16 protein-coding genes are annotated in these 18,084 nt (G+C 42.0%); 10 read left to right on the forward strand and 6 right to left on the reverse strand.

Going from position 1 to position 18,084, the window contains the following annotated elements:
- Window positions 1-33 precede the first annotated feature (33 nt).
- Window positions 34-735: a GTP cyclohydrolase I FolE gene (gene folE, locus GL182_RS02500; protein ID WP_163377972.1), complete on the reverse strand. Its 702-nt coding sequence runs from the start codon at window positions 733-735 to the stop codon at window positions 34-36.
- Complete coding sequence (locus GL182_RS02505) at window positions 695-1,105, reverse strand: 6-pyruvoyl trahydropterin synthase family protein (RefSeq protein WP_163377973.1); 411 nt, start codon at window positions 1,103-1,105, stop codon at window positions 695-697. The genes folE and GL182_RS02505 overlap by 41 nt, the downstream gene beginning before the upstream one ends.
- A gap of 317 nt (window positions 1,106-1,422) precedes the next feature.
- On the opposite strand from GL182_RS02505, the gene GL182_RS02510 reads away from it, so the two are divergent.
- On the forward strand, window positions 1,423-2,154 hold the full coding sequence (locus GL182_RS02510) for a murein L,D-transpeptidase catalytic domain family protein (protein WP_240469524.1): 732 nt from the start codon (window positions 1,423-1,425) through the stop codon (window positions 2,152-2,154).
- On the opposite strand, the gene GL182_RS02515 is transcribed toward GL182_RS02510, so the two are convergent.
- The 4 genes from GL182_RS02515 to GL182_RS02530 are packed head-to-tail and all read right to left on the reverse strand — an operon-like array spanning window position 2,131 to window position 6,777.
- Entirely contained in the window at window positions 2,131-3,816 is a 1,686-nt protein-coding gene (locus GL182_RS02515; protein ID WP_240469527.1) for a murein L,D-transpeptidase, read from the reverse strand. The genes GL182_RS02510 and GL182_RS02515 overlap by 24 nt on opposite strands.
- Window positions 3,813-4,661: a 3-deoxy-8-phosphooctulonate synthase gene (kdsA, locus tag GL182_RS02520; protein ID WP_163377974.1), complete on the reverse strand. Its 849-nt coding sequence runs from the start codon at window positions 4,659-4,661 to the stop codon at window positions 3,813-3,815. Before kdsA ends, GL182_RS02515 begins: the two co-directional genes overlap by 4 nt.
- A gap of 44 nt (window positions 4,662-4,705) precedes the next feature.
- Entirely contained in the window at window positions 4,706-5,236 is a 531-nt protein-coding gene (locus tag GL182_RS02525) for a KdsC family phosphatase (RefSeq protein WP_163377975.1), read from the reverse strand.
- Window positions 5,236-6,777 (reverse strand): GNAT family N-acetyltransferase, encoded by a 1,542-nt coding sequence (locus GL182_RS02530; RefSeq protein ID WP_163377976.1) that lies wholly within the window; start codon window positions 6,775-6,777, stop codon window positions 5,236-5,238. Before GL182_RS02530 ends, GL182_RS02525 begins: the two co-directional genes overlap by 1 nt.
- Before the next feature lie 225 nt (window positions 6,778-7,002).
- Between GL182_RS02530 and GL182_RS02535 the strand changes: the two genes are divergently transcribed.
- The 9 genes from GL182_RS02535 (at window position 7,003) to GL182_RS02575 (ending at window position 18,031) form a co-directional block, all read left to right on the forward strand.
- On the forward strand, window positions 7,003-7,908 hold the full coding sequence (locus tag GL182_RS02535) for a mechanosensitive ion channel family protein (protein ID WP_163377977.1): 906 nt from the start codon (window positions 7,003-7,005) through the stop codon (window positions 7,906-7,908).
- Window positions 7,909-7,992: 84 nt separating this feature from the next.
- The gene (locus tag GL182_RS02540; protein WP_163377978.1) at window positions 7,993-8,937 is read left to right on the forward strand and encodes a hypothetical protein; all 945 of its coding nucleotides are present in this window, start codon (window positions 7,993-7,995) and stop codon (window positions 8,935-8,937) included.
- 125 nt (window positions 8,938-9,062) lie between these two features.
- Entirely contained in the window at window positions 9,063-11,837 is a 2,775-nt protein-coding gene (leuS, locus tag GL182_RS02545) for a leucine--tRNA ligase (RefSeq protein ID WP_163377979.1), read from the forward strand.
- A 503-nt stretch (window positions 11,838-12,340) separates the two neighbouring features.
- Entirely contained in the window at window positions 12,341-13,219 is an 879-nt protein-coding gene (locus tag GL182_RS02550; protein ID WP_163377980.1) for a YihY/virulence factor BrkB family protein, read from the forward strand.
- A gap of 375 nt (window positions 13,220-13,594) precedes the next feature.
- Window positions 13,595-14,305, forward strand: coding sequence for an endonuclease/exonuclease/phosphatase family protein (locus tag GL182_RS02555; RefSeq protein ID WP_163377981.1), 711 nt, complete (start codon window positions 13,595-13,597; stop codon window positions 14,303-14,305).
- Window positions 14,306-15,077: 772 nt separating this feature from the next.
- Window positions 15,078-16,508: an ATP-binding protein gene (locus GL182_RS02560; protein WP_163377982.1), complete on the forward strand. Its 1,431-nt coding sequence runs from the start codon at window positions 15,078-15,080 to the stop codon at window positions 16,506-16,508.
- A gap of 82 nt (window positions 16,509-16,590) precedes the next feature.
- Window positions 16,591-17,010: a hypothetical protein gene (locus GL182_RS02565; protein ID WP_163377983.1), complete on the forward strand. Its 420-nt coding sequence runs from the start codon at window positions 16,591-16,593 to the stop codon at window positions 17,008-17,010.
- A 165-nt stretch (window positions 17,011-17,175) separates the two neighbouring features.
- Window positions 17,176-17,730 (forward strand): DUF1697 domain-containing protein, encoded by a 555-nt coding sequence (locus GL182_RS02570; protein ID WP_163377984.1) that lies wholly within the window; start codon window positions 17,176-17,178, stop codon window positions 17,728-17,730.
- Window positions 17,720-18,031 carry a putative quinol monooxygenase gene (locus GL182_RS02575; RefSeq protein WP_163377985.1) on the forward strand — a complete coding sequence of 104 codons (312 nt, stop codon included), beginning with the start codon at window positions 17,720-17,722 and terminating at the stop codon, window positions 18,029-18,031. The genes GL182_RS02570 and GL182_RS02575 overlap by 11 nt, the downstream gene beginning before the upstream one ends.
- Window positions 18,032-18,084 lie beyond the last annotated feature (53 nt).

Below are 18,084 nucleotides of genomic sequence, written 5' to 3' on the forward strand. Positions count from 1 at the left end.
TAATAAAGTTATTAGCAGGAAGGGTATACCAACTTACCTGGATAGTTCCAGGTATTTGAGGAATTCATTTCTTCTTTGAGGATTTTTTTCGAACAGGCCGCTGTAAAACGATGTCACGGTACTGCTGCTGTTATCCTTTACCCCTCTGCTGGAAACACACATGTGATCGGCGTCCAGGATGACTGCTACATCTTCTGTTCCAAGCGCGGTCCTGAGTTCGTTTCCAATTTGAACCGTCAACCTCTCCTGTACCTGAGGCCTCTTGGCAAAATATTGGACAATACGGTTAATCTTTGACAATCCGATGACATGACCATTGGAAACATAGGCTACATGAGCCTTGCCGGAAATGGGCACAAAATGATGTTCACAATGAGAATAAAACGTGATGTTTTTTTCCACCAGCATTTCATTATAGCGGTACTTGTTTTCAAAAAGTTTGGCTTCCGGCTTGTTTTTAGGGTCAAGGCCGCTAAAAACCTCTTTCACAAACATTTTTGCTACTCGCTTGGGGGTGCCCTTCAGACTGTCGTCCGTTAGGTCTAAACCCAGGACATGCATGATTTCCTTAAAATGCTTTTCTATCAATTCCATTTTAAGCTCATCATCCATTTCGAAGGCATCTTCCCGCAATGGTGTTTCATGGGACGAAGCTATGTGCTCATCTCCCAATTCTTCTATAGCCTGATTGAGATCAATCCCCGCTGAATTCAACAAAGTTTCTTTCTGTTTCATATAATCGAACTGTTAAGTCGTATTTATTTTCAATTTTTTCTCTCAAAATATTCCAAATAACCACAGCAATGTTTTCTGCAGTTGGGTTAAGGGTTTTAAATTCATCAGTATCTAAATTTAAGTTTTTGTGATCAAATCTATCGCTTACATGTTCCTTAATCAAATCCTTTAACAACTTCATGTCATAAACATATCCTGTGTCAGGATCAATAGGGCCTTCGAGTTTTACGACAAGGTCATAATTATGTCCATGGTAATTATCGTTGTTGCACTTTCCAAAAATTTCCTTGTTTTTTTCTGCTGTCCAGTTGGGATTGTGCAAACGGTGTGCTGCATTGAAATGAGCTTTTCGGTAGACGGCGATTTTCATAGGAATTTTAACAGCTGTAATGTTAAATTTGTTTAATAATGATCGTAATTAATTCAACAAAAATGATAAATACTTATTTTCCAGGAGATTTAATTTAAAGTAATATTGGTTTGCCCGGATCTTTGCTAAATGATTTTCAACGCAAACAACAACAGTTTTAGGCCAATGGGTTCAAAATTTTTTCAATTATAAAGGGTTAATTAAATAATATTTTGAATTAAAATAAATTTTTTAGGTTTAGATGTTGTTTATGTATATGAAGGAGTAAGCAAAGGCTCTTTTCGAAATAAGTATCCTTTTACTTTACTATCATTCAAATGATGAACAAGTTTATTATTGTACTTCTTTTTTTAGGCAGTCCGGTGCTTTCATTTGGTGATGCCCGACTTATCAGTCCTGATCAGGAAAACATGCGGGCATTGAGTTTCAACGAATCCGATGAGCTTACCCTGCTGACCGATTTAATCTGGCAAAACATACAGCAGGAAGCGGGGTCACTAAGAAAGCAGGTCCTGGAGCTGGCATTGAAAGGGTACCAGCAAATGCAGGAGCAAGGCTTGTTAAAAGAAGGAAAGCCGTTAACTGTAATCGATTTTGACCTTCCCTCTACCCAAAAGCGACTCTGGGTCATTGATATGGAAAGTCAAAAATTGCAGCATACTTCTCTGGTGTCCCATGGAAAAAACTCAGGCCTGATTAAAGCCGAAAAATTTTCCAATACTCCGGAAAGCCATATGAGCAGCCTGGGCTTTTACTTGACCGGGGAAACTTATGTGGGTAAACATGGGGCTTCCCTGCGACTAGATGGATTGGAGAAAGGAATCAATGACATGGCCAGATCGCGGGCAATAGTCATTCATGCAGCAGACTATGCCGAGCCTACATTTTTGAAAAACTACGGTAGATTGGGAAGAAGTTTGGGGTGTCCGGCACTTCCTACAGAGAATTACGAAGAAATATTGGCACTGATTAAGGAAAAAAGTTGCTTGTTCATTCATGCCGATGAGGCATCCTACAAAAAACAATCAGTTTTCGTAAGCCAGGGGTAATTTCAAAAGCTTGAGCAAATCATCATCCCTGGAATAAATGTCTCTTCGAATATTTTCCCGGTTTGCCCCATCTGTCCAAAAAGTCAGGTAAAGGATGATTACGGGAATTTTCTTTTTTAAATTTACCGGTTGTTCTTTTCCACCATTCATGGTATCCTTTATCCTTTCCTCGGTCCACAGGCGTTGATCAGCCAGCAGGATTTGTGCCAGTTCCAAAGGTTTTTGAATACGGATACATCCCGAACTCAATGCCCTGTCTGCCCGGAAAAACAATTCCCTGGAGGGCGTATCGTGGATGTATACATTGTATTTGTTGGGAAACATGAATTTCACCAATCCCAGGGAGTTTTGTCTTCCTGATGCCTGTCTTACCATATAGGGGAAACTATCACTGCTAATGCCTGCCCAATTAATGGTATTCGGATCTATCTCCTTGCCGGAGAAATCCAGTATTTTCATATTTTTTCTAGCCAAATAATCAATGTCTTTTTTTACCGCTGGAATAACGTCATTTTTCAGGATGGTAGGAGGTACGGTCCAGGTCGGGTTAAATACAAGATAAGACATTTCTGCATTGAATACAGGAGTCTTACGGTAGGATTGCCCCACAATGGCATTGGAATGTAATAAAGTATCCCTTGCTCTGATATAGTCCATGGAATAGTTGGCTATGTTTACAAGGATCAATTCCTGAAGGGTTGTGTCCGGCAGCCATCTCAATCTTTCCATATTTACCATTGCCTTTTCGATCAAAGTCCTTGGAGATTGGTTCAAGGCCTGAATGGTAGCTTTACCAAGTTTCCCGTCTGGTTGCAGTCCATGCCTTAGCTGAAATCTTTTAACACCTTCTGCCATGAGGCTGTCGTAAACATCTATCCGTGTGGTATCTGGCGCATAATTTTCCAGGTCCTTCCAAAAGATCAGAATATCCCTGATCGCAGGAACTTGTTCGGCTCTTTGTCCGGGTTCCAGTGGTTTCTCCGGTTCGGGGTTATTCCAAAGCAGACCTGATCCGGTTTGTTCCAGCTCATGGTACTTTTTTAAGGAATGTCTCATCCTCTGATAAATCGGGAACTTTGGGTGAAGACTAAATAGTTGTTGACGGACATCTTGTCTGGCCAGTGCCAGGTTTAATTTTTCAAGTACCTTGGGATCATCTTCTTTCGATTGGATATCCCAGATACCCTTCAGGTGTTCGGGATGTACTTTTCCCTGATACAGGTGTTTGGCCAAAAGGATAAAAGCATCACTGAGCAGGATGTCCATCAAGGCCAAATCTCGTTCAGTTACCGATGTACCGTTCAGGGACTTTTCAAATAAAATATTAAGTTGGTCCAGGTGATAGTCCTTTGGGATCAGACCGTCAAATTTGGACTGTTGGATGAGCAGCCTCAGTTCCAATGCCTCGCAGGAAGGTGTTGATCCGGCTAACCAGCCTGGCATAAAAGCCCTCTCAGAGTAAAAGGTAAGGAGGTAAGACCTGGAATAAATCCTGCCGCCCAGGTATTCCATTTTGAGTTGCGATTCATCTCCTTCCAATAAATCCCTGATTTCAAATGCCGTTCCCTGGTTTAATGCACCTGATGAGGCTTGAAAAGGGAGAAGGAAAAGACAAATGAGCATGTTTGAGACTAAATACACATCGTACAATGGGTTACTCATGTTAACTGATAGTTTTTGAATTCATTTCCTAGATCCCATGCTTTCTTCAGCATCCCCAGAAAGCTATCCATTTCAGCCAAAGGAACCATGTTTGGCCCGTCACTCAAGGCCTTTGCTGGGTCCGGGTGGGTTTCTATAAAAAAACCATCCACTCCTGCTGCTCCAGCGGCTCTTGCCAGAAATGGGGCCATTTGTCTTTGCCCCCCGCTGCTGCCTTGGTTGCCCCCCGGTTGTTGTACGCTATGGGTCACATCAAAAACCACCGGTGCAAACTGTCTCATGATAGGTAATGCCCGCATGTCTACCACCAGATTATGGTAGCCCAGGGAAAAGCCCCTCTCCGTAAGACATACCTGCTGATTGCCGGTAGAGCGGATTTTATCTACGGCATATTGCATGTCTTCAGGGGCCATAAATTGTCCCCTCTTAATTTTTATGGCTTTTCCTGTTTTCCCAGCCGCCAGCAATAGGTCTGTCTGCCGGCATAAAAAGGCAGGTATCTGAATCACATCCACCACTGCGGCTACAGCTTCTAACTGATAGCTTTCATGTACATCTGTAACCAAGGGTACCCTCAGGGTATTACCTACTGTTTGTAGCACCTCCAAAGACCGGTCAAAGCCTATGCTTCTGAAAGAGGCTCCGGAGGTGCGATTGGCCTTGTCGAAGGAGGCCTTAAACACATAGCCAAAACCATGTTTTTGGGCATATTTCTTGACCTGGGTGCCGATTTCCAGGCATATATCAAGGCTTTCCACGGCACAGGGTCCGGAAAATAGTACCGGCTGATCGCCCCCTAGCCGGAGGTCTTCCCTGATGGACATTTTGTGCGGGCTTTTTTTCATTGCGTTGAATTTTAGAAGGAAAATCTTTGTGGCTTGAAAGGGTTTTACAAACTGATTTTTAGTCCTCCCTGTGCATAAAGGATGATATCTGCTAATTCCCGGAAGGCGCCTTCCCCTCCATTTTTGACAGTGACGTAATCTACTTTATCTCTGATATAGATCATGGCATCAGCGGGAGAAGCAGCAAGCCCAACCCTGCTGAGGAGTTCGAGGTCAATGAGGTCATCTCCAATATAGGCTACCTCATCAGTGGAAATCCCCTTTTTTTCTGCAATTCCCTTCAGAGTGGACCATTTATCGCGGACACCATGTAAATGAAAATCAACCTTCATTTGCTCACAGCGGAGCGACGAAACCTTTACATCCCTACCGGATAGGATGCCGGTTTCAATACCTGCAAGTTGCAGGTATTGAATGATCTGTCCATCTTTCACCTGAAATTTTTTGTACTCCATTCCCTGGTCATCCAGAATGATTCCTCCATCAGTCAGCACCCCATCCAGGTCTGAAACCAAAAGCTTGATCCGCCTGGCTTTTTGAATCAGGTCTTCCGGTAAGTGGTCAAAATAATGCATTACCTTTTGTTTTTCCACTGAATGGAGTAGAGGTCCAGCCTTCTTTGTGCCAGATTCCGAACGCTGCCTGCTTTCCGTAATTTGGTCAATAAGTCCAGGTCTACATCTGCTACTATGGTGGTCTCTGTATTGAGAGAGGCTTCAGCAATGATGGCATCGTGAGGGAAGGAAAAGTCAGAGGGAGAATATATGGCTGCCTGGGAATGCTGAATATCCATATTTTCCACTCTTGGCAAATTACCCACCGAGCCTGTAATCGCCACGTAGCATTCATTTTCGATGGCCCTGGATTTGGCACAGGTACTTACCCTAAGGTAGGCATTTTTCGTATCCGTCCAAAAAGGGACGAACAGGATGTCCATTTCCTTCTCTGCGAGAATGCGGCTCAATTCCGGGAATTCAATGTCATAACAGATCAAAATCCCCACCTTGCCCGCATCGGTATCAAAAACCTTGATGCCATTTCCTCCCTGCAGTCCCCAGTAGGATTGCTCATCAGGAGTGATGTGCAATTTATACTGTTTATCCATGGTACCATCTCTCCTGCAGAGATAACTCACATTTCGCAGTTTTTTTCCATCATACTCAGGCATGCTTCCGGCGATGATGTTCACATTATAGGAAAGGGCCAGGTCCCGCATCCGAATGACAATCTCCTCCGTGTAATCTGCCAGATTTCTGATGGCTTCTGAGGCGTCCATTTTGTTGAATTCTGCCAGTAAGGGCGCATTGAAAAACTCCGGAAACAAGCAGAAATCTGATTTGTAATCCGATACCGTATCGACAAAAAACTCCACCTGTTGCATCAGGTCATCCACATCAGTGAAGCGTCTCATTTTCCATTGAACCAAACCTAGTCGGACGATGGTTTTTTTGTTGCCAATTAGTTTTTCTTCCTTTTCATAATAAATGTTGATCCATTCCAGCAGGGTGGCATAAGCCCTGGAATCGGTGTCCTCAGGCAGGTATTTGGTGATTACCTTCCGCACGTGAAATTCATTCGCCAACTGAAAGGAAAGTACAGGGTCAAATATTTCTTTGTTTTTGACCAGCTCTATGTATTTCCTGGGCGACATCTGGTCGGCATATTTATTATATCCCGGAATCCTTCCTCCGGCAATTATGGACCGTAGGTTCAGGTTTTCGCAAAGCTCTTTTCTGGCATCATAAAGCCTTCTACCCAAACGAAGTCCTCTGTATTCCTTGTCTACAAATACATCCGTACCATAAAGGGTATCTCCTTCCTCATCGTGCGTGTCAAATTTCCCATATCCGGTTATCTGGTCGTAGGTGTGGTTATCTCCATATTTTGAATAATCCACTATCAGACTTAATGCTACTGCTACAACTTTCCCATTATCCTCCAGGCAAATTTGTCCTTCAGGAAAGGCATTCAATTGATTTTTAAATTCCTCCTTGGTCCAGGTCATTCCCTGGGTTTTGTAGGCAGAAACCATGATATCACGGATATCATTGAAATCGGAATGTTTGATATTCCGGAGTTTAAGTCGGTGTTCGAGTTCTTCTTTTTGTTTACTCATAACGTAAAATTAACTACAAATTTACCTAAATTGATGGCTAATGATCAATCTCAACTGGAATTTATCCCTATTTTTTCAGCAAAGAAGAAAAGAGAGGACAAACCGGACTTCCCTGGATAAAATATTAGCGCAGTTCCATTTAATTCCCGGCAATAAAATCATATATTGGAGGCTATCTGTTGCCTGGTTCAGGGTTAAATTTTGATCAATGGAGCATATTGAAGCATGAAGGAAATAATTGAAGATATTAAGAACGGTGATTTTGAGGCCTTCTTAGGGCATTTTAACGATTTACTAAATCTGAAATTGTTGATGCTTGGGGATACCAAATTAACACTAGGCTTATTCATCAGTCTTACGGTTGCCATTTTCTTACTTTTTTTCATTTCGGAATTGGCCAGAAAGTTTTTGGCCAACAAAGTATTGAGCCGGTACAAACTGGAAGTAGGCATCCGGCAGTCCATTGCAACGATTTTTAAGTACATCATTATCATTTTTGGGCTGGTCACCATTCTTCAAAATAGCAATGTGGATTTAAGTGCTTTGGGTATTTTGGCAGGAGCCATAGGGGTAGGAATTGGCTTTGGTTTACAGAATATCACCAATAATTTCATCAGTGGATTGATTATTCTGTTTGAAAGACCCATAAAAGTCGGAGACAGGATTGAGGTCAATGATGTCTACGGGGATGTAGTAAAGATATCGGCCAGGTCGACTATGGTGTTGACCAATGATAACATTTCCGTCATAGTGCCCAACAGCCAGTTTATCGACAATGCAGTGATCAACTGGTCCCATAATGACCGGAATATACGGTTTAATATTCCTGTAGGCGTTTCCTACAGGGAAGATCCGGCAAAGATCAAAAGAATTTTACTTGAGGTGGTTAAGGCGAATGATGGGGTGCTAAAGTATCCTGAACCGGATGTGCTGTTTGAGCAATACAACGATAGCAGCATTGATTTCAACTTGAGGGTTTGGACATCTCAATACATTAACAAACCCAGGGTATTGAAGAGTCAATTGTATTATGAGATTTTCAGGCGTTTTGGAGAAGAGAAGGTTGAAATCCCTTTTCCACAGAGAGACCTCCATATCCGCTCAGGTCTGGAGAAATTTACTCCATCGTAATTTTTTTTATTATTACCTTTTATTTTATATTTAGGGCTTTAATTACCAATGGGTTATTAGGGTAGGATATAGGTGAAGCTTTTTATGCGTAGATTCTTTTTAGTTGCAGTATTTTTTTTACTGTTATTTTCAACAGAAATATTTGCCCAAAGCATGTATAGGTTCAGGTTTGAAGAGCCTTGGTCCTTTTCTTTACAGGCCGGACCCTCTCAGTATTTTGGTGATTTGTATGCTTTGTGGCAATATAATGAAGGAATACAACCGGACTACAATGTAGCCATGAGCGGCAGGTATACTTTCGGTACCAACCTTAAAGCCAGAGCAGATATTACTTACTACCAAATTTCAGGACAGGATGTCAAAGCAGACCCCAGAAGTGGTCGAATTCCCAGAGATTTAAATTTCCGGGCCAGAAATTGGGAAGGGGCATTTTTGGTTGAATACTACTATAAACCCGTAAAAGTTTACAACATTACCCGTGAGTTTATCAATCCCTACTTGTTTTTTGGAGTTGGAGCCAGTACCAACAAGCCCAGGACCCTTTACAGGGAAGAGTGGGTCGATTTAAGACCGCTTAGAACGGAAAATGAGTTGTATTCCGATGTGGTAATGGTGTTTCCAATGGGTTTGGGCCTGAAATACAAGGTCAATGTGTACATGGATTTTTTTATTGAAGGAAATTATCGTTTCACGCTTTCAGATTACATGGATGATATCAGCACCTTTAATATTTCCGGATATTATGAGGAACTGATTGCCGATTATGTTTCGGGAGAAAATCCCGACAGGCTCAGGTACTCGGTAAGACAGGCCAGGTACCTTTTGCCCAACGGTGAGCCCAATATAGAAATGATAAGAAACAGCCGGGGGGCTCCCCGAAGAGGAAGCGGCGATCCCCGGTTGGACGAACCTGAAGCAAGGTATGATGGGTATTTTACTTTAAATTTTGGGGCGGAAATTTATTTCTCTGAAGATATCTGGGACAACTGGATTTTTAGATACAGGGGCAGGGGATTCAGGTTTTGGTGATTTATCCAGGGCTGTTTTTCTTCATTTGTTAGATATTTCTTTTCAGAGGTTCATATTGAAAGTGAATACCGATATTTTTTATAATTTTGAACCTGAATCTAAATACAAATTGACCAAAGCTGCAAATGTCTGATTATAATTTTCGTGCCATTGAGAAAAAATGGCAGGGCCGCTGGGAGCAATCCGGGCTTTTTAATGCCAAAGTAGATACCGGAAAACCTAAGTTTTATTCATTGGACATGTTTCCCTACCCCTCTGGAGCGGGGCTTCATGTAGGGCATCCCCTGGGCTACATCGCTTCCGATATCGTTACCCGGTACAAAAGGTTAAAAGGCTTTAATGTATTGCATCCCATGGGATACGATTCCTTCGGATTACCTGCAGAGCAATATGCCATTCAAACCGGACAACATCCTGCCATTACCACCGGGGAAAATATCAAAAGGTATACCGAACAACTGAAAAACATAGGCTTTGCCTTTGATTGGGACAAGGAAGTGAGGACCTCCGATCCGGACTACTACCGCTGGACACAGTGGATTTTCATGCAGCTTTTTGATAGCTATTATGATCTGGATGCAGATAAGGCCATGCCCATCAATCACCTTGTCTCGATTTTTGAAAAAGAAGGTAGTCAGGGAGTTCGTGCCGTTTGCGATGAAAACCCATCTTCCTTCAACCAGGCGGACTGGCAGGGATTTTCGGAGTCGGAACAACAAAAAATTTTACTGCAATACCGGCTTACCTTTCTTGCTGAAACCACGGTCAATTGGTGTGCGGCACTGGGTACGGTACTTTCCAACGACGAAGTAAAAGACGGCTACTCGGAAAGAGGAGGACATCCGGTGGAAAGAAAGCGCATGAGGCAGTGGAGCATGCGGATTACAGCTTATGCAGAGCGCCTGCTCAGGGGCCTGGACAAACTGGAATGGCCGGAACCAGTCAAAGAAATGCAGCGGAACTGGATTGGAAGGTCTGTAGGGGCTGAAATGGTGTTTGATATAAAAGGACATGCGGAAAAAATCAAAGTATTCACTACCCGAATTGACACCATTTACGGGGTAACTTACCTTGCATTGGCACCCGAGCATGAGTTGGTAGGACAATTGATCACCGATGAGCAGCGGGAAGCCGCCGAATCCTATGTAGCCCAGGCCAAAAACCGTTCCGAAAGGGATAGGATGGCCGATGTGAAGACCATTTCAGGTGCCTTTACCGGAAGTTATGCTACCAATCCTTTCAATGGAGAAAGCATTCCCATCTGGATTGCCGACTATGTATTGGCCGGATATGGCACCGGGGCGGTGATGGCGGTACCAGCTCACGATGAGCGGGATTATAATTTCGCCAAACACTTCGGACTGGAAATCAGGCAGGTGATTGAAGGCAGCATGGAAGATGGTTCTTTCCCGGAAAAGGGAGGGACCATTATGAATTCCGGATTTATCAGCGGTCTGGAAATGCAGGCGGCCATGGACAAGGCCATCGCCTTTCTGGAAGAAAAAGGAATAGGAAAGGGAAAGATCCAATATAAAATGAGGGATGCCATCTTTACCCGGCAGCGGTACTGGGGGGAGCCCTTGCCCGTGTATTTTAAAGAGGGATTGCCCTACCTGATAGCCGAAAAGGATTTGCCCCTCAGGTTGCCTGAGGTGGACAAGTACCTGCCCACCGAGGATGGGGCACCACCGCTGGGAAGGGCCAGAGACTGGACCTACACCACTTCAGAGGGGTCGTTTCCTCTGGAAATGAGTACCATGCCGGGCTGGGCTGGGTCGAGTTGGTATTTTTTCAGGTACATGGATGCCAAAAACCAGGAAGTCTTTGTCAGTCCCGAAGCAGCAGCTTACTGGGATGCGGTGGACCTGTATATAGGTGGTGCGGAGCATGCCACCGGGCATTTGTTGTATTCGCGATTCTGGACCAAGTTTCTCTATGACCGGGGCCTGGTGCCCATAGCCGAGCCATTCCAGAAGATGATCAACCAGGGCATGATTCAGGGCAGGTCCAATTTTGTGTACAGAAAAAAAGGCAGCAATACCTTTGTCAGCCTGGGACTGATCAAGGATCATGAAGTGACTCCCATGCATGTGGACGTCAATATTGTCCACAACGATCAGTTGGACCTGGACGCATTTAAAAAATGGAGGCCTGACCTGGCTGATGCTTCGTTTATCCTGGAGGACGGAAAATACCTCTGTGGTGCAGAAGTAGAAAAAATGTCCAAATCCAAATACAATGTGGTCAATCCTGATGATGTCATAGAGAGCTATGGGGCGGATACCCTGCGGCTGTACGAAATGTTTTTGGGCCCGCTGGAACAGTTTAAGCCCTGGAATACGAATGGGATAGATGGGGTTTTCAAGTTTTTGAAAAAATTATGGCGCCTCTTTCATGACCAAAATGGAAACTGGCAGGTGACGGATAAAGAGCCCTCAAAGGAGGCCTTCAAAGCCCTGCATAAAACCATTCAAAAAGTGGAGGAGGACATTGAACGGCATGCATTCAATACTTCGGTTTCTTCCTTTATGATTTGCGTCAATGAACTTTCTGCGCTCAAGTGCAACCAAAGGGAAATTCTGGAACCCTTATTGGTTATCCTTTCTCCCTATGCTCCGCATATTGCAGAAGAACTTTGGGAGAAAATGGGACATGAGCAATCCATCATCCTTGAAACTTACCCCAAGGCAGAAGAACAGTACCTTATAGAAGACAGCCATGAATACCCTGTTTCCATTAACGGAAAGATGCGGGCAAAAATTAAACTGGCATTGAGTCTTTCAAAAGAAGAAATCGAAGCAGCTGCCCTGAAACATGAGGACTTGCAAAAGTGGATTGACGGAAAAACGCCTAAAAAAGTCATCGTGGTGCCGGGAAAGATTGTCAATATCGTGCTGTGACGGATATTTGGTGAGGCGGGAGATGGTGTTTGTTTAAAATGGTTAACCGCAAACATCTACCTTTTTACCCGGTTCAGCCGCCAAAGTCGCATCCTTCCCCGCCTTTTAGTTGCATTGACCCACTTCCGAACAGCAAGCTTGCGGTTCGGAACCTGACAGGCCGGGTTCCGAAGTACTACCCCCCAGTTCCGAAGTACCCTCTTCAAGCAGAAAATTCGAAAAGCTTCGGTCAACGTGTCAGGGTTTTTATATTTTAACCGGAAAGTTTCGATTTTTGGGTCAAAATGTGCGCTTCCGAACCTTAAGATGGGACTTCCGAACCGCAACGTTCGGGTTCCGAACTTCAGGCTTGTCAGTTTGAAGTCCCCCTCCCCACTTGCGAAGTAGGGAGTGAGACCTTGGTTCAATTCAATGCAAATTACCTTATATTGAGAAATGATTTCGTATGACGGAGCTCCGTTTCCCAATAGGGCCATCTTAAACGCTATAGAACTCAAAACCACATGACCAAAGGAATTAAGGACAAAAAGGTTCAATCCATTTCTGAGATAACATTCTCCGGATGGAAGGCCATATTGATAAACGTAAAAGAGCAGATTGGCGAAAATAATGTAGTCATTGTTTCGGCCGGTGTAGGATTTTTCGGTTTTCTGGCCATTTTTCCCGCAATCATGGCCCTGATTTCCATATATGGTTTCGTCATGGATCCACAGCAAATCGAGGAACAGGTATCTAAAATCAGTTCGATGATGCCAGAGCAGACGCATGAAATCCTCCAATACCGGGTGGATCAGTTTATCAAGCCCACGGGAGATTCCCTGGGATGGGGTACCGTTTTTGGTATTCTGCTGGGAATCTGGATTGCCAATATTGGGACAAAATCATTGTTTAGGGGAATAAACATCGCCTATGAGACCAAAAGTAACCGGGGGATACTCAAACACAATGGGCTTACTTTATTATTTACTTTTGGAGCCATCATTTTAATCATTCTAAGTGCTGCCCTGATCGTGGCATTTCCTTCAATCGTGGAACAAATAGGTTTACCCGACAATATGGAACGCCTTATCAGTTGGCTGCGGTGGTTGATCATGGGGCTTATCCTGGTGGGCAGTATTGGCCTGATTTATAGATTTGCGCCGGGAAGAAAGCGGCCTGAATTCAAGTGGGTCATTCCAGGTGCCGTATTGGCCACCCTTTTGTGGCTTTTGGCTTCCTGGGCATTTTCCTTTTACATCCGCAATTTCTGGAATTTAGGTGAAATCTATGGCTCCATATCGGCGGTTGTATTTCTGATGCTGTGGCTTTTTATCAGCACTTTTATTATTCTCCTGGGAGCAGAATTGAATTCCGAAATAGAGCAACATGCCATGAAGGGATAAAGATTAAAGCTGGTTATTTTTACTATTTTTCATAGAAAAGGAAATATTCGCTTCTTACTTTTTTAAATGGGTACAAGCGTTTATACACGTGTAAAAACACGGAATATATATTTTAGAAAGCTTTTTATTGTAGCAATAGAAGAAAATACGGACAGAAGCCAATATTGATTTGGAAAATAGGTGTCGCAAACACCTGGGTCAGGTGGTTTGCCCCGGGAGATGCTGAACGGCCAGGAAGAATGGAAATGAAATACCTAATTGATGGTTTTTGAATATTTTTTATATTTAGAAGCTTTTTCCCCTAAGGCCAAAAGGGAAATAACCGCAAGGGTTGCGGTTAGCCAGGAGTTGGCGTGCATTTAAACCAACACGAAATTGAAGATTATAACTTGGAATTGTAATGGAGCATTTAGAATGAAGTTTGAACATATTTCGGACTTCAACGCTGACATTTACATTATCCAAGAATGTGAAAACCCAGCCGAATGTCAACACCCAAAATATCAAAAATGGGCTGAAAACTACATTTGGATTGGCGACACCAAAAACAAAGGGCTTGCAGTTTTCGCCCGACCAGAAATTGAATTAAAGAAACTTGATTGGTCAAACAAATTCAAAGACCACTATGTAAAGCACTTTTTACCGTGTAAAATCAATCAAGACTTTGACTTGCTTGCTGTTTGGACTCACCCAAATAACTCACCCAATTTCGGCTACATTGGACAATTATGGAAATACTTGCAAGTCAATAAAGACAAACTAAATACGACAATTATCGCAGGAGACTTTAACAGCAATACGAAATGGGACGAATGGGATAGATGGTGGAATCACTCTGACGTAGTTAACGAATTGAAGGAACTTGGAATTGAAAGCCTTTACCATAAATATTCAGGAGAGCAGCAAGGAGCCGAGACTAGTCCGACTTTATATTTCCGACGAAAACTCGAAAGACCATATCACATTGACTATGTTTTTGGTGCTCAAAGATTCTCTGACCGACTAAAAAATATTGAAATTGGACACGCTTACAAATGGTTAGAAATAAGCGACCATATGCCTGTAATTTGTGAGATTGACGACTGAAAAAATAAAAAACGACACGTCAACATCGGCTATAGCAAATTCGGGCTAAAGTGCTAAAATGAAAGTGGTTACAAAAAACAAACTAACTGCTAAACGGAAAAGTAAGTGCCTTGAAATCCCGCACTTGCCATAACCACGACCGTGTGCGATTTGAAGTCACAGAGCCATGAAACAGCTCCTTGACATGCTGATGTACCGATGGGAGAATTTAATTATTGGCACGTCCTCCCGAAGTCGCCCTTCCGAGGGAGTTTTCAAAACGACCTATGCTGCTGCAAAGGAAACAATGTGGTGTTGAGCGATAGGTTTTAAAAGCAGGGTAAAGACCATTCGTGGACTGATCAACTACTACAAATTTTGGCAGGAAGGCATGCGCCCAGTATGGAATGGCTTGAACCATCGTTTGCTCAAACAGGAGAAGGGTTTGTTTAAGTTTGCGTCAGCTCGCTGGCTCAAATGACAATACAAGGAAGCTCCTGGCTTATTTAACCATAGGAAACTGGTACAACCATGAGTATATTCACAGCGACATGAAGCGCCTTCGCAAAAAAGCAGGCAGGCTGTGTGAGTTGAGCGTCCCACGCATACCCTGTCCCGGTTTGTCGGGAGTTCTGTGGGAAGGTAGGGGTGAAATTTCCCCGCCTGACCCGATTGCAGAGTATTCGTAAATAAGAACTCCATAATCATAATTTTCTCTTAAAATGAATTAATACTAGAAATAAGATCATTTATTTGACTCTATTTTGTATATTTGAGTCAAAATAAGCACCCAATGATTAGAGAAATCTCCAAAGATCAGGTTTTAGACCGAATTCGCTTTGAAAACCCATGGTGGATTGAAGGTAAGATTGAATCTGATTACAATGAAATGCCACGCAGATTGTACTTTGAACTTTTCAAACCATTGGTAAAAGAAAGAGAGATTAGAAGAGCTGTGGTTTTGATGGGACCAAGAAGGGTCGGCAAAACTGTTATGCTCTATCATATGGTTCAGGAGTTAATCGAAACTGGGGCAAATCCAAAAAAAATAATCTTCATAACCATTGAAAATCCCATTTATAACAATATCTCTCTTGAACAACTTTTTAATTATTCTAAAGAAGCGACTGGTCTAACAGATAAATCTGATTGGTACATGATATTTGATGAAATACAATACTGTAGAGATTGGGAAGTACACTTGAAATCACTGGTAGATAGTTATAGAAAAGATAAATTTATTGTGTCAGGTTCTGCTGCAGCTGCCTTAAAATTTGCAAGCAATGAAAGTGGGGCGGGTCGATTTACGGACTTTTTACTTCCTCCGCTTACTTTTAATGAATATATCTCCTTAAAAGATTTGGATAGACTCATTAAGCCAATCCAACTAAAGTGGAATGACAAACAGACAGCGTTTTATTCAACTAGTCATTTAAATGAACTCAACAGACATTTTTTGGATTATATTAATTTTGGAGGGTATCCAGAGGTAATACTTTCTGAGAAAATCCAAGCAAATCCTGGTCGATATATTAGGCAAGACATTGTCGACAAAGTTATCCTTAGAGATCTACCGAGCCTTTATGGCATAAGTGATACTAGAGAATTATATTCTTTGTTTACTACAATTGCATACAATAGTGCGGGAGAATTTTCGCTTGAGACCTTGAGTAAACAATCACAGGTACCTAAGAATACTTTAAAAAAGTATATTGAATATTTAGAAGCTGCATTTCTAATAAAACAAGTAAAACGGATTGATCAAAATGGGAAAAGGTTCAAGCGCGATAATTTTTTTAAAATTTATTTAACAAACCCATCATTGAGAAGCGCATTATTTACCCCTATAACATCTACTGATGAAATGATAGGTAATATGGTTGAAACAGCAATATTTGCTCAATGGATGCATAGGGATTGGTTTACACCCTATTATTCCAGATGGAGCAACGGTGAAGTTGACATGGTTGGTCTTAGTGACAATACATTGAAGCCTATTTGGGCTCTTGAAATCAAATGGTCCGACCGCTATTTTGAAAAACCGAAGGGGTTAAAAAGCTTAATTAAATTTTGCCAAGAAAATAATATTAAAACACCTATAGTTACATCTATAAGTAAAGAAGGCGAAGTAGAATTCGCAGGTGTTCATTTTCAGTTTCTACCTTCATCAGCTTATGCTTATACAGTTGGTAAGAATACACTTGATAAAAAAATAAATAAATAAATAAATAAACACCTTATAAAATCACTTTGGATGCTGCAGGCGGATCCGATTGAATATGAAAGTCAGTGAAAACTTTTTCCTAATGGTGGCTCTCATTGGAATTATTTTCAATTCTTGTTCCAAGGATGAGGACATTTTACCCGATGGAATCACTTGTGATGCTGTGGGAGAGGTTGTACCTGAAGCAGCTTATAATGGGGTTATCACGTCCAATTATAATGTGACTAACATTGAACTAAATGGAGATTGCCTGGAAGTGACTATTGGTTCAAGCGGTTGCGACCCTGAATCCTGGGAAATGGGTTTATTTGGTGTGGACGCTTTTTATACCGTTTTTCCATTACAAAGAGCTGTTAAAATTCAATTGGCAAACAACCAATTGTGTGCAGGTTTTTTTCATAAGACCCTTTCTTTTGACCTGACTCCTTTTCGGATCGACGGACAAAATCAAGTGCCGATATACATTGAGGCTTGGGATGAGCGAATTGTTTACGAATATTAGCAGGAGTAAAAAACAAAGCAGAAGCACCTGTCCCTGAGCGGATATTTGTGGTGCATTCTTGTTTCCAATAGTGGAAAAGCTATTCTTACTGGTTACTATTTTATTGCTTTTCCATTGTTTTGATTTAAATTGAAATTCAAATAAGTCCAGAAAACAAGCCTTCCAATGACAACATACATTTCCATTTTAAGAGGGATAAATGTAAGCGGACAGAAGCTGATCAAGATGGTCGCCTTGAAAAAAATGTATGAAAGCCTGAATTTTGGAAACATACAGACCTATATCCAAAGTGGGAATGTGATTTTCTCTTCAATAGAAAATGACCCCAAAGCACTTGAAACGATTATCGCTTCAAAAATAGCCAGTGAATTTGGGTTTGAGGTTCCTGTAATTGTTTTGAATGCAAAAACATGGCAAACCATCATTGATAACAATCCATTTGCAAAAGATGATCAAAAAGAAAGTTCATGCTTACATGTCACCTTTTTGGCTGAAAAACCCATTCCCTTTAGCAAAGAAAGTATCCTGGAAAAGAAAGCTCGCAACGAAGAAATAGATTTTACTCAAAACGCTGTTTATCTGTATTGTCCAAATGGATACGGAAAAACAAAACTCACCAATAGTTTTTTAGAAAATAAGCTAAAAGTAAAAGCCACCACACGAAATTGGAAAACAGCAAAGAAATTGCTACAATTAACTTTGGAATCAAATGGCCAATAAATATTTGCTTCACGGAAAACTTACCGCACAAGCAGGAAAAAAAGAGGAACTGGCGAAGATATTGTTGGAGGCATCTAAATTGGTGTCAACAACCAAAGGTTGCCAACTATATGCGGTCAGCAAAGACAAAAATGACGGGAATGCTGTTTATGTCACGGAAATTTGGGATAGCAAAGATGACCACGATAACTCATTAAAAGGGGTAGGGGTGAGAGAACTCATCATGAAAGCCATGCCGATAATGGACGGACAACCCACAAAAGGGCAAGAACTTGAAATTTTGGGTGGCGCAGGAATATAAAACCAAAACTCCCAACTTCAAAATCCGGTTTTCCCCTTTCTATTTGGTAAATT

It is taken from the genome of Cyclobacterium sp. SYSU L10401, from assembly GCF_010993705.1.
Taxonomy (GTDB): domain Bacteria; phylum Bacteroidota; class Bacteroidia; order Cytophagales; family Cyclobacteriaceae; genus Cyclobacterium.